Raw genomic sequence first — 12,960 nt, forward strand, 5'->3', positions numbered from 1 at the left:
ATGGCCCTGGTACGAGCGCTGAACAAAATGACGAAAGCAGGTATGCCTGAAAGCGTGCGTATTGCCTGAAAACACAACCCGCTACGGGGGAGACTTACCCGAAATCTGATTTATTCAACAAAGCCCCTTATACACTTTAAAAATCATTGCGATACAAATATACTAGGCCACATCATTTATTCGTCATACTGTTTTTAGCGCCGGAAATAAGGAGATACCCGTTATATTGCTGCTATGTATCAAATATTGATCTTACCCGGCCTTAAAATGAACACTGTATTTCTGCTAAAATCACTTCGTGAGCAACACAATATTAAGATAAAATGTTTCCCTGCATCTTATTGATGCTGAAAGGAGTTCACCCGTCACCTGCAAACAAAATTTATACCTGAAGGGACTAAAATATAATGGCCCATAGACCCGCCGAGAATATACGTTCATGTACGTTAATGACAGGGCGAAATTTGTTTATAAATAGACATTATGTTATTCGCTGATTCAGGAGCAAAACAAATACTTAACAAATGTAGCGCGCCGTTACCCCCAATCAATACACCAGAGATGACTATTACGTAGAGTCCCTAATGAGGAGGTGATGGTCTGCTGTTCGTGAAACACATCAGAATTGGCCACGCTTTCCCTCTGGTTGGATGAGGCGAATCTAAAGCCCAATGATATACTGGACGGATGCTGGTGCTTACAGCCTTTTTTACTACAACATACAGGCTAGAATTCCAGCAGCCAATATTACTACTCACTTTGCCACGGCACGCAAAGCTACGGGGCTACTCAGGGAAATGCCCCACCGCCCTCCATGAGCTTCGCGTTTGTCTGTCCGGCTAGATGCGACACAACGTGATGATGAGTTCGCCCGGGCATACGACTCGCGAGAAGTGCGAGAAATATCGTGACACAAGGGGCTGTGAGTGGGCTATAATTTCGAGCTAATTTCGAATGATTTTGAAATACCGCCTGTAACGCTATGAATTACATGGCAAAATAAGCAATGAATATAAGGATTAAAGCTATGGGTTTTCTTTCCGGTAAGCGCATTCTGGTGACTGGCGTTGCCAGCAAACTGTCCATCGCATACGGCATCGCTCAGGCAATGCATCGCGAAGGCGCCGAGCTGGCGTTCACCTACCAGAACGACAAGCTGAAAGGCCGTGTTGAAGAGTTTGCCGCGCAGCTGGGTTCCAGCATTGTTCTGGAATGTGACGTTGCACAAGACGAAAGCATCGACGGGATGTTTGCTGAACTGGCAAAAGCATGGCCGAAATTCGACGGTTTTGTTCACTCCATCGGCTTCGCTCCTGGCGACCAGCTGGACGGCGACTACGTGAACGCGGTTACCCGTGATGGCTTCAAAATCGCTCACGACATCAGCTCCTACAGCTTCGTTGCGATGGCAAAATCCTGCCGTGCGATGCTGAACCCGGGCGCAGCTCTTCTGACTCTGTCCTACCTTGGCGCTGAACGTGCTATCCCTAACTACAACGTTATGGGTCTGGCGAAAGCATCTCTGGAAGCGAACGTACGCTACATGGCGAACGCAATGGGTCCTGAAGGTGTTCGCGTTAACGCCATCTCTGCAGGTCCTATCCGCACCCTGGCAGCTTCCGGTATTAAAGATTTCCGTAAAATGCTGGCTCACTGCGAAGCGGTTACCCCGATTCGTCGTACTGTTACCATTGAAGATGTGGGTAACTCTGCAGCATTCCTGTGCTCTGATCTTTCCGCGGGTATTTCCGGCGAAGTGGTTCACGTTGACGGCGGCTTCAACATCGCTGCAATGAACGAGCTGGAAATTAAATAAGCTGTGACTCTCTTCCCGCACGGGAAGAGAGTATTTCCCCCCGCGTCACCCCTTCGTTATTCCGTTCTGCTATTTGTTATCACCTAACAATATTTTTCCCTTTATCTGCCTTACGCCAGGATATTGATCGCCATTTTGAGATCAAGGAACGCACATGGAACAACGCCGTTTTTCCGGCAAAGGCCACTGGTATCACGAGACCCAGTCAAACCACGCGCAGACGGATGTTCTGCCCCTGGTGCCCGAAGCCGCTAACGTCGACGATCGTTTTTTGCTCGATTTAGCCTTGCCTGATGAGATTGTCGCCGCCTGTTCTGGCTGGCTTGCTCCTGCCAGAGCCTTATGCCACCAGCTGTTTCCGCTCTCGATTCCCGTGAACCGCCTGCATACGCTCAGCGCCTACGATCGGCTCAGTACCGCGCTAACCGTCGCACAGGCCTGCGGCGTTCAGCGGCTCTGTAACCACTATGCCGCCCTCCTCGCTCCGCTTCCCGGCCCGGACTCCTCGCGCGAAAGCAACCGACGTCTGGCGCAAATTACGCAGTATGCCCGCCAGCTTTCCAGCTCTCCTGATGTGATCGATGATAAAGCCCGCAACCAGCTTGACGAGGTGGGCCTGTCCACGTACGACATCGTGGTAATTAACCAGATTATCGGCTTTATCGGTTTTCAGGCGCGCGTGGTCGCAATTTTTCAGGCCCTGCTGGGACATCCTGTTCGCTGGTTGCCGGGACATCATATTCAGCCGCACACGCTCCCCGCGAGCCACGATGCGTGGACGCCGCTTTTACCTGTCGTTGAGCTGCGCTATGCGAATGCGCATCAGCTTGAGTCCTTGTCCCGCTGGCAGGCTGAACCCGCGCTTGAGGCGTTGACGCCGGTTCTTTGTCATGAGCCGACGCTGCTCGATCTGACCGGCGAAATCCTGTTAAACACTCGCGAAGAGATCCTGCTGACGTCCACCTCACTTTCAGCGGCGCTCGAACTGCTGACACGCTCTCCGGACCGCTTCAGCGCCGCGCAGTTTACCCCGATCACGGATCAAGGGCTCACGGGCGAACAAGCCATCAAGCTGCTTACCCGGAGTGCGTTTGATGGCTGGCTTAATCGTCTGAAAGTCGCGTTTGGTAAAGAGGAATAACCACACTCATTACCCAAAGACCGCTTGCTGAGACAGTGAGAATCGCGTAAAACTGTCAGCCGCTCAATGGCTACGAAAATAGAACATTATGTTTCAGGACAACCCGCTGCTAGCGCAGCTTAAACAGCAACTGCATTCCCAGACGCCGCGTGCAGAAGGGGTCGTAAAAGCCACGGAAAAGGGCTTTGGCTTCCTTGAGGTTGACGCGCAGAAAAGCTACTTCATTCCGCCTCCGCAGATGAAGAAAGTGATGCATGGCGATCGCGTCATGGCCGTCATTCATACCGAGAAGGACCGCGAGTCTGCCGAGCCGGAAGAACTGATCGAACCGTTCCTGACCCGTTTTGTGGGTAAGGTACAGAGAAAAGACGATCGTATTTCTATCTTGCCGGATCATCCCCTGCTGAAAGATGCTATTCCCTGCCGCGCCGCCCGTGGCGTTGAGCACGATTTTAAAGAAGGTGACTGGGCCGTAGCAGAAATGCGCCGTCATCCTCTGAAAGGCGATCGTGGTTTTTATGCTGAACTGACCCAGTTCATCACCTTTGGCGCCGACCATTTCGTACCATGGTGGGTCACGCTGGCACGCCACAATCTTGAAAAAGAAGCGCCGAACGGCGTGGCAACCGAGATGCAGGATGAGGGTCTGACCCGTCGAGATCTCACCGCTCTGGAGTTTGTCACCATCGACAGCGCCAGCACAGAAGATATGGATGACGCGCTGTACGCTGAAGAGAGCGCCGATGGCAAACTGCACCTGACCGTTGCCATTGCCGATCCCACCGCCTGGATTGCCGAAGGCAGCAAGCTGGATGACGCGGCGAAAATCCGTGCGTTCACCAACTACCTGCCGGGCTTCAATATTCCGATGCTGCCGCGCGAATTGTCAGACGATCTCTGCTCGCTGCGTCCAAATGAAGTGCGCCCGGTCCTTGCCTGCCGCATGACTATCGCCGCAGATGGCGCGATTGAAGACGATATCGAGTTCTTCGCCGCCACTATCGAATCGAAAGCCAAGCTTGCCTACGATAACGTCTCAGACTGGCTGGAAAATACCGGTAGCTGGAAACCTGAATCAGACGCCATTGCCGCGCAGATCCGTCTGCTGCATCGCATCTGTCTCAACCGCGGCGAGTGGCGTAAAACTCACGCGCTGGTGTTCAAAGACCGCCCGGATTATCGCTTTGTTCTGGGCGAGAAAGGCGAAGTGCTGGACATCGTGGCCGAACCGCGACGCATTGCAAACCGCATCGTTGAAGAGGCGATGATTTCCGCCAACATCTGTGCCGCACGCGTGCTGCGCGACAAACTGGGCTTTGGCATTTACAACGTTCACACCGGGTTTGACCCGGCGAATACCGAAGCGCTGGCGGCACTGCTGAAGAATCACGATGTGCACGTTGATCCGGAAGAAGTGCTCACGTTGCCGGGCTTCTGCAAGCTTCGCCGCGAACTGGACGCGCAGCCGTCAGGTTTCCTGGACAGCCGCATTCGTCGCTTCCAGTCCTTCGCTGAAATCAGCACCGAGCCTGGGCCGCACTTTGGTCTTGGCCTTGAAGCTTACGCCACCTGGACATCGCCGATCCGTAAGTATGGCGATATGGTTAACCACCGTCTGCTGAAAGCGATTATCAAAGGTGAAACCATTGCCCGTCCTGAGGAGGACACCACGCAGCAGATGGCCGATCGTCGCCGTCTGAACCGCATGGCGGAACGTGACGTCGGGGACTGGCTGTACGCACGCTTCCTGCAGGATAAAGCAGGTACGGATACCCGTTTTGCCGCAGAGATCATCGATATCAGCCGTGGGGGGATGCGCGTCCGTCTGGTCGATAACGGCGCTGTCGCGTTTATTCCTGCGCCATTCCTGCATGCGGTTCGCGACGAAATGGTCTGTAGTCAGGAAAACGGTACCGTGCAAATTAAAGGTGAAACAGTTTACAAAGTCACCGACGTGATTGACGTTAATATCGCCGAAGTTCGCATGGAAACCCGCAGTATTATCGCGCGTCCTGTCGCCTGATAACCGCTTACATTGTCGGTCTTTTCGTTTCGGAAGGGCCGACAATTTTTATTTTAATCCTCGCCACAAAATCATTATTTTTCCTTACTATTTTCAGTATCCCTTCGCCTAAAACCGCCATAATTATCTACAGTAAAAGAGTGTTGTTATATTCGGTTGCATGAATTTTTATACGCTCAGTATCCTTTTTAACCTGACTCGTTTTATTATAAGAAAGCAGGGAAAAACAACAGGTTCACTTCGGTTTTGCCGCTGTTTCTCAACGGAAAAGTCGACAACAAATGAATAATTTGTGCGCTAATGAACAGCTGCGGGAGAAAACATGATGGACGATCTGGAGCAGAATTTGCTGTTTCGCTACATGGGGACTCACAGCCCGTGGTGGCGCTTATCAGCTGACAGCAACGCTCTGCACCTTTCCACCAGCGAAAATGCCGATGTCACTCAGGTCGTGGCGCTGGACGATGAACAGGCCGATCTCATCCGTCATTTAACCGTTATTACCTCCAGCATTTCCATGTCGCTCTCCCTGTACGGAGAAGATGTCCCGGTTCATCTTGTGGGTCGTAAAATTACCCGTAACGAGTGGGCCGGAACCGCTTCCGCCTGGAACGATACGCCCTCCGTGGCACGCGATCTGGCTCAAGGGCTCTCTTTTGCGGAACAGGTTGTCTCTGAGGCCAACTCCGTCATTGTTATTCTCGATCGGCACGGCAATATCCAGCGTTTTAACCGGCTTAGCGAAGAGTATACCGGCCTGAAAGAGCAAGAGGTGATTGGCCAGAACGTGTTTAAGCTGTTTATGAGCCGCAGCGAAGCGGCCGCTTCAAAGCGCAATATTACCGGTTTTTTTCGCAACGGCAGCTCCTACGAAGTCGAACGCTGGATCAAAACGCGTAAAGGGCAGCGGCTGTTTCTGTTCAGAAACAAATTCGTTCACAGCGGCAGCGGTAAAAATGAAATTTTCCTTATCTGTTCCGGGACAGATATTACCGAGGAACGCCGCGCTCAGGAGCGGCTGCGCGTGCTGGCCAATACCGATACCATCACCGGCTTGCCAAACCGCAATGCGATCCACGATCTGATTTCTGACGCCATCGTCAACCGCGGCGACACGCAGGTAGGCGTGGTGTATCTCGATCTGGATAACTTTAAAAAGGTCAACGACGCTTACGGGCATATGTTTGGCGATCAGCTGTTACAGGCTGTCGCCCTCGCCATTTTGAGCTGTCTGGATGAGGAACAGGTGCTGGCGCGACTGGGCGGTGATGAGTTTATCGTCATGGCCACCAATACCTCACAGGGCTCTCTGGAGGCGATGGCGTCGCGCATTTTAACCCGTCTGCGCCAGCCGTTCCGAATCGGTCTGATTGAGATTTATACCGGCTGCTCTCTGGGTATCGCCTCGCCCCGCAGCATGGTAGCGACCGGGAAAGCGTCATTCGTAACGCCGATACCGCCATGTACACCGCCAAAGAGAACGGCCGGGGCAAGTTCTGCGTCTTCTCATCCGAGATGAACCAGCGCGTATTTGAGTATCTCTGGCTCGATACCAACCTGCGTAAAGCTCTGGATAACGATCAGCTTCTAATTCACTATCAGCCCAAAATAACCTGGCGTGGGGAAGTCAGAAGCCTTGAAGCACTGGTCCGCTGGCAATCACCAGAACGCGGCCTGATCCCGCCGCTGGAGTTTATCTCTTATGCCGAGGAGTCGGGGCTGATTGTGCCGCTGGGCCGCTGGGTGATGCTTGATGTGGTTCGCCAGGTGGCGAAATGGCGCGATAAGGGAATTAACCTGCGCGTGGCGGTGAACGTCTCTGCACGACAGCTGGCCGACCAGACTATCTTCAGCGACTTAAAGCAGGCGCTGAAGGATCTGAATTTTGAATACTGCCCTGTCGACGTTGAGTTGACCGAAAGCTGTCTTATCGAGAACGAAGAGCTGGCGCTGTCCGTGATCCAGCAGTTCAGCAGACTCGGGGCGCAAATTCATCTGGATGATTTTGGCACCGGCTACTCTTCTCTTTCGCAGCTCGCCCGCTTCCCTATCGACGCCATTAAACTCGATCAATCCTTTGTCAGGGACATTCATAAGCAGTCCATTTCACAGTCACTGGTGCGCGCTATCGTCGCGGTGGCGCAGGCGTTAAATCTTCAGGTGATTGCCGAAGGTGTGGAAAATGCAAAAGAAGACGCCTTTCTGACCAAGAACGGCGTCAACGAACGGCAGGGTTTTCTGTTTGCTAAGCCTATGCCCGCTGCCGCATTCGAGCGATGGCTAAAACGATATCAAGCGCGAAATCAACGTTAACTGGCTTTACGCAGACCCGCCGCATGATGGCGGTTTTGCAGCGTGACCAGACGCTCCATGTAGGCGATATCTTTCGGCTCCAGGCAGAAAGCAGCATCCACCCAGTCTTCGGTTATGTCCATCAGTTCACTGCGAGGCAATTGTAGAACGCGGGTACGGGCGCGCAGCATCGCCCTTACGCCGTTCAGTTTTGGCCGCAGCGTATCGATGAAAGTTCGGGTGGAGACATAGCTTTGTCCGGGTTCAAACAGAACATCCACCAGCCCATGCTGTTCGTACCATTCAGCCGTATGGGATTCCCCTTTGTATATGAGTTCTTCCGCCAGCTTCATGCCCGAACGGCGTGCGACCAGGGAATATCCCCCCATGCCCGGAAACAGATTGAAGGCAATCTCTGGGAAACCTAAACGGGCATCGCGCTGAGCCAGGGCGAAATGGTGCGCCAGAGCGGCCTCAAAACCGCCTCCTAGAGCACTGCCTTCGACCATTGCCAGAGTGATGGCTCCCGTATCAAACCCCCGTGAGGCCGCATGGACGCAATCAACGCAGGCGCGCGCGTACGCCCGCAACGCTTCCCGACGTCCGTTCTGAATGCACTCGACGAAGAACTGTAAGTCACCGCCCACATTGTACATCTCCGGAACCAGCGATCCGGTTACCCAAAAATCAACCGCAAAACCAGACTGGCGAACCAGCCATGAAAAGTTCATGATCTCCTCAATTAACGCATGGTTAAAGCAAGGTCGCGGCTGAGCCCGCAGCATCATCCAGACGGTGTGACGCTCCGCCTCGTAATAACCCGACAGCTGAGTGAACCGTTCAGTATCGGTAAACAGTGTACAGGTAGGCTGATTGATAACTGTCATAGTCTAATTCCTCTTATAAAAAAGCGCCTTGCGCGCAGTTTTAGACTAATCCACTCATTAAGCCTGCTGCATGAGGGGGAATAAATTTATCACTTACGTTTATGTAATTTAGTTATTGCATTTTTTCCCTTCTCTTTTGACCCTAATTTCTGCATCATTGAAAATATTAACTTTTCGCGCCTGGAGTGAGATTATGTCGACTATTGACGCACAAGCTGTAGCACAACGAATTGATACCGTGCTGGATATCCTGGTGGCAGGCGATTATCACTCTGCTATCCGTAATCTCGAGATCCTGAAGTCTGAACTTCTCGCTCAGAATGGCGCTGACAATACGCCTGAAAACGGACAGCCAAAAGCGCCGTGGGAAGTTTAACCCCACTGTCTCCGACCTCGTTTCGCTTTATTAAATGGATGCTATGAATTCCCGACAACAACTCATTTTGCAGATGGTCATCGATCAGGGACGCGTAAGCGTAGTCGATCTCGCTAAAACCACTGGCGTTTCTGAAGTCACCATCCGTCAGGATCTTAATCTGCTGGAAAAACAGAGCTATCTGCGTCGTGCGCACGGATATGCTGTCCCGCTGGACAGTGATGACGTTGAGACGCGCATGATGAACAACTACGCGCTCAAACGTGAACTGGCGGAATTTGCCGCGTCCCTGGTGAACAACGGCGAGACCGTCTTTATTGAAAACGGCAGCAGTAATGCCCTTCTGGCGCGCACGCTTGCCGATCAAAAAGACGTGACCATTATCACCGTCAGCAGCTATATCGCGCATTTGCTCAAAGAGACGCGCTGCGAGGTGATACTGCTCGGCGGAATTTACCAGAAAAAAAGCGAAAGCATGGTAGGCCCGCTGACCCGTCAGTATGTCCAGCAGGTTCATTTCAGCAAGGCATTTATCGGGATTGACGGCTGGCAACCAGAGACAGGTTTTACCGGTCGGGATATGATGCGCTCTGACGTGGTGAATGCGGTGCTGGAAAAAGAGTGTGAAGCCATTGTGCTCACTGACAGCTCTAAATTTGGCGCCGTTCACCCTTACACGATGGGCCCCGTTTCACGCTTTAGCCGCGTGATTACCGACGAGCGGTTGAGCGACGCGCACCGTATTAAACTGGAAGACAGTGGTCTGATCGTCAATATTATTAAAACCAGCGCCTGACTCCCCTCCGCGCCCGAACTTCGGGCGCATACGCCCTTCTTTCTCTGAGATGATTCTTAACCCTACTTTAAGAGTTTTTACCTGTTTAACCTGCATTAAAGTCGTAAAATTACTGTTAGCGATATAACAGGAAGTGACTATCACCTGCGTGATGAAGTAACGCCTGCGCGACCAGCTTTCACGGGAAAAAGAATTAAGTATTCGATTCGTCTATACTTAATGCGCACATCTTTCCGTGAATCGATAATTCAGGAGAAAGTATTATGACCTTAACCAGCAAAAAATTAGCCGCCGCTGTTCTGGCAATCACTGTAGCAATGTCCCTGAGCGCGTGCTCTAACTGGTCTAAACGCGACCGTAACACCGCTATTGGTGCCGGTGCCGGTGCTCTCGGTGGTGCAGTATTAACGGATGGTAGTACGCTGGGTACATTAGGTGGCGCTGCCGTCGGTGGTATTATCGGTCACCAGGTTGGCAAATAATAACTATCCAAGCCTTCCCCGGTAATGCGATATTTAAACGCATTTCAGGTCTGACATACGCACGTATATAACACGAGCCACGGCATTTGCCGTGGCTCATTTATTTTAGCCGCCTGCCAGTTTGACTTTCATACCTTTGGCTTCCAGCAGAGTTTTAATTAAATCACGTTTATCACCCTGTATTTCAATAATGCCGTCTTTCACGGCACCGCCGCAGCCACATTTCTTTTTAAGTTCGGCGGCCAGCGCTGTCAGTTCAGCATCATCAAGGTCAATGCCGGAGATTAGACAAACCCCTTTTCCTTTTCGTCCACTGGTCTGGCGCTGGATCCGAACGATGCCGTCCCCCTTTGGACGTTCCACTTTCGCTTTCGGTTCGTCAATACGCCCGCTATCGGTTGAATAGACCAGGCGGCTGTTGGAATCGGTCATTACGCCCCCTTCTTCAGCGATGCGTTAATAGCCTTAAGCGTCTCAGCCGGGTTTGCAGACTGCGTCACCGGACGCCCAATGACCATGTAGTCAACGCCTGCAGCCAGCGCCTGCTCAGGCGTCATAATGCGGCGCTGATCGCCCACGTCGCTGCCTGCAGGACGGATACCCGGCGTGACCAGTTTAAAATCCTTGCCCAGCGCTGATTTGAAACGTACCGCTTCCTGCGCGGAGCAGACGACGCCATCCAGGCCGCAATGCTGGGTCAGCCGCGCGAGACGTTCGGCATGCTCGGCGGGTGACAACGTCACTCCCAGGTCGCGTAAATCGTTTTCGTCCATACTGGTCAGCACGGTGACCGCAATCAGCAACGGTGCATCTTTACCGAACGGCAGGAGCGCCTCACGGGCAGCGGTCATCATTCTTGCCCCACCTGACGCATGGACATTAACCATCCATACACCCAGTTCTGCGGCTGCGGCAACCGCGTGCGCCGTGGTATTCGGGATATCATGGAATTTCAGATCGAGGAAAACGTCAAAACCGCGCTGCTGCAGATCGCGAACGATTTGCGGTCCAAACAGCGTGAACATCTCTTTGCCAACTTTCAGACGGCAGTCGCGAGGGTCAATGCCGTCGACAAACGCGAGTGCAGCGTCACGCTTATTGTAATCAAGCGCAACAACAACAGGAGAATCCGTAATTACTCGGGAAGTGGAGGATGTAACAGACGTCATGACCAGCCCTTTTCGTCTATGGGCGCGCAGCGGCGCGGAACAGATAAACGGCCAGCATTCTACCTGCCGTCGTCGCAAATTGACAGAATCCATTTATTTCCCTGACAGGCCAGCAAACCGCACGGTGTTGAGAAACCGTTAAATACCATCAGTATGTTGTAACTAAAATGAAGGCTTTTAAAAAAATTACTGCCCGTCCAGGCCACGGATTGGCTTGATAGTGGACCAGGCGCGGCAGGAAGGACAGTGCCAATAGAGCGTATACGCGGTAAAACCACACTTCTGACAACGATAGCGTGGCTTGCTACGCACCTGCTCGCCAACCATGTCGCGCAGCACCATCAGGCTCTCTTTGGCGCGCCCTTCTTCCGCGTCGTTAAGGTGGTAATCCATCAGCTTATGGAAGACCCGCATGGTCGGATGACGCTGCAGCTGACGCGTAATGTAAACCTGCGCGGTGTCGCTTCCTTCATACTGTTCAACGACGTCTGAGAGCATCAGTTCAGCGGTGGCGCCGGTGTTCTCTTCCACGCAGCGACGCAGGAATGCTACCCACTCTTCCTGCTTATCCAGCTGCTGATAGCAGGTTTGCAGCATTTCCAGCGTTTCACTGACCAGCTCTTTGTCCTGGTCAATCACCCGCAGCAGGCTTTCAACGGCTTTGGCGTAGTCGCCATTCGCCATAAAGACACGCCCCATCATGATGGAGATTCGCGCGCTGTTGCGATCCGCGGCGGCACCTTTCTTCAGTAACGCCATGGCTTTGTCCATGTCGTCATTGCCCATCTGCTGAAGCGCAAGCTCACAGTAGAAATGGGCTATCTCAACGCGCTGCTTATCTTTCCCCAGCTTCACCAGACGTTCAGCCGTATCAATGGCTTTCTGCCAGTCGCTGGTGGCCTGATAAATCTGCAGGAGCTGCTGCAGCGCGCCGATGCGGAACTCTGTTTCATCCACAAGCTGGGAGAACATATCTTCAGCGCGATCGTATAACCCCGCGGCCATGTAATCCCGCCCCAGCTGTTGCACTGCAAGTAGACGTTGATCGTAGGTCAGAGAGGCGCTTTCCATCAGCGTCTGGTGAATACGAATGGCGCGGTCAACCTCGCCGCGCGAGCGAAACAGGTTTCCCAGGGTGAGATGCGCTTCAACCGTCCCGGTATCCTCTTTCAGCATATCGAGGAACAGGTCTACCGCTTTGTCCTGCTGATTGCTCAGGAGGAAGTTTACCCCCGCAACATAGTCGCGGGAGAGCCGATTGGCCTCATCCTGTTTTGTTTGTTGCGCACTTCTGCGGCCCATATACCAGCCATAGGCTGCGGCTACAGGCAAAAGCAGAAACAACAACTCCAGCATAGTCGATTATTCCTTCACGACCGGCACGCCAGAGCTTCCCGGGATGTCAGACGCTGGGGCAATGTTATTTTCAAGTCGCTTAATTTTACGTTCAGCGCGCGCAAGCGAAACACGGACTTTCAGCCAGAACAGACCGCAAACCAGCCAGCCAATGGCAAAGCCGGCAGCAAATAAGACCGCCAGCAGGCTCGAGACGCGATACTCACCCTGAGCCAGCAGATAGTTAAACGTCACCTGCTGATCGTTTTGTGCACCCAACGTGACTGAAATGACAAAAATCGCCAATACCAGTAAGAAAATGAGTAAATATTTCACATTACTTCCCGTTATGTGGTTCAAGCGAATAAAGTGTGTTCAATTCACCGCAATCAGCCTTATAAACTACCATTTTAGCGACGAGCGCGAAACGGAAAAAGTGACGCGCAGGTCATGGATCTATGGGCAAAATACGGAATATCAACCGTCAGGCGTCGGTTTGGTCCCTTTCGGCTATTTCTGGGCTTTGTTGAATAAATCAGATTTCGGGTAAGTCTCCCCCGTAGCGGGTTGTGTTTTCAGGCAATACGCACGCTTTCAGGCATACCTGCTTTCGTCATTTTGTTCAGCGCTCGTACCAGGGCCA

At 52.6% G+C, this 12,960-nt stretch carries 11 protein-coding genes and 1 pseudogene; 7 read left to right on the forward strand and 5 right to left on the reverse strand.

Translation table 11 applies throughout. The features are described from left to right. Window positions 1-1,027: 1,027 nt before the first annotated feature. From fabI to pdeR, 4 genes and pseudogenes are all read left to right on the forward strand, one after another. Window positions 1,028-1,816, forward strand: a complete 789-nt coding sequence (gene fabI, locus ACWYRJ_RS18890; RefSeq protein ID WP_003856831.1) for an enoyl-ACP reductase FabI — start codon at window positions 1,028-1,030, stop codon at window positions 1,814-1,816. A gap of 154 nt (window positions 1,817-1,970) precedes the next feature. After that, window positions 1,971-2,957 (forward strand): CMD domain-containing protein, encoded by a 987-nt coding sequence (locus ACWYRJ_RS18895; protein ID WP_249576664.1) that lies wholly within the window; start codon window positions 1,971-1,973, stop codon window positions 2,955-2,957. A gap of 88 nt (window positions 2,958-3,045) precedes the next feature. After that, entirely contained in the window at window positions 3,046-4,980 is a 1,935-nt protein-coding gene (locus ACWYRJ_RS18900; protein WP_455508423.1) for an exoribonuclease II, read from the forward strand. Window positions 4,981-5,302: 322 nt separating this feature from the next. Next, window positions 5,303-7,293: pseudogene (gene pdeR, locus ACWYRJ_RS18905) on the forward strand (cyclic di-GMP phosphodiesterase). Here the strand turns inward: pdeR and ACWYRJ_RS18910 are convergent. Then, window positions 7,290-8,159, reverse strand: a complete 870-nt coding sequence (locus ACWYRJ_RS18910; protein ID WP_111965956.1) for a crotonase/enoyl-CoA hydratase family protein — start codon at window positions 8,157-8,159, stop codon at window positions 7,290-7,292. The pseudogene pdeR and the gene ACWYRJ_RS18910 overlap by 4 nt on opposite strands. Before the next feature lie 193 nt (window positions 8,160-8,352). On the opposite strand from ACWYRJ_RS18910, the gene ACWYRJ_RS18915 reads away from it, so the two are divergent. The 3 genes from ACWYRJ_RS18915 (at window position 8,353) to osmB (ending at window position 9,813) form a co-directional block, all read left to right on the forward strand. After that, window positions 8,353-8,535 carry a YciZ family protein gene (locus tag ACWYRJ_RS18915; RefSeq protein ID WP_111965955.1) on the forward strand — a complete coding sequence of 61 codons (183 nt, stop codon included), beginning with the start codon at window positions 8,353-8,355 and terminating at the stop codon, window positions 8,533-8,535. 43 nt (window positions 8,536-8,578) lie between these two features. Further along, window positions 8,579-9,331, forward strand: a complete 753-nt coding sequence (gene yciT / locus ACWYRJ_RS18920) for a DNA-binding transcriptional regulator YciT (RefSeq protein WP_111965954.1) — start codon at window positions 8,579-8,581, stop codon at window positions 9,329-9,331. Between the two features lie 263 nt (window positions 9,332-9,594). Further along, on the forward strand, window positions 9,595-9,813 hold the full coding sequence (osmB, locus tag ACWYRJ_RS18925) for an osmotically-inducible lipoprotein OsmB (RefSeq protein WP_008501216.1): 219 nt from the start codon (window positions 9,595-9,597) through the stop codon (window positions 9,811-9,813). A gap of 105 nt (window positions 9,814-9,918) precedes the next feature. Here osmB and yciH read toward each other — a convergent pair whose 3' ends face one another. The 4 genes from yciH to ACWYRJ_RS18945 all read right to left on the reverse strand — a co-directional run bounded on the left by yciH (window position 9,919) and on the right by ACWYRJ_RS18945 (window position 12,653). Further along, a complete protein-coding gene (gene yciH, locus ACWYRJ_RS18930) occupies window positions 9,919-10,245 on the reverse strand; it encodes a stress response translation initiation inhibitor YciH (protein ID WP_149367042.1) in 327 nt (108 codons plus the stop codon). Further along, on the reverse strand, window positions 10,245-10,982 hold the full coding sequence (pyrF, locus tag ACWYRJ_RS18935; RefSeq protein WP_023335943.1) for an orotidine-5'-phosphate decarboxylase: 738 nt from the start codon (window positions 10,980-10,982) through the stop codon (window positions 10,245-10,247). The genes yciH and pyrF overlap by 1 nt, the downstream gene beginning before the upstream one ends. Window positions 10,983-11,168: 186 nt before the next feature. Further along, complete coding sequence (lapB, locus tag ACWYRJ_RS18940) at window positions 11,169-12,338, reverse strand: lipopolysaccharide assembly protein LapB (RefSeq protein WP_455508424.1); 1,170 nt, start codon at window positions 12,336-12,338, stop codon at window positions 11,169-11,171. A 6-nt stretch (window positions 12,339-12,344) separates the two neighbouring features. Beyond that, complete coding sequence (locus ACWYRJ_RS18945) at window positions 12,345-12,653, reverse strand: LapA family protein (RefSeq protein WP_127731295.1); 309 nt, start codon at window positions 12,651-12,653, stop codon at window positions 12,345-12,347. Between the last annotated feature and the right edge of the window lie 307 nt (window positions 12,654-12,960).

Source organism: Enterobacter sp., from assembly GCF_977039595.1.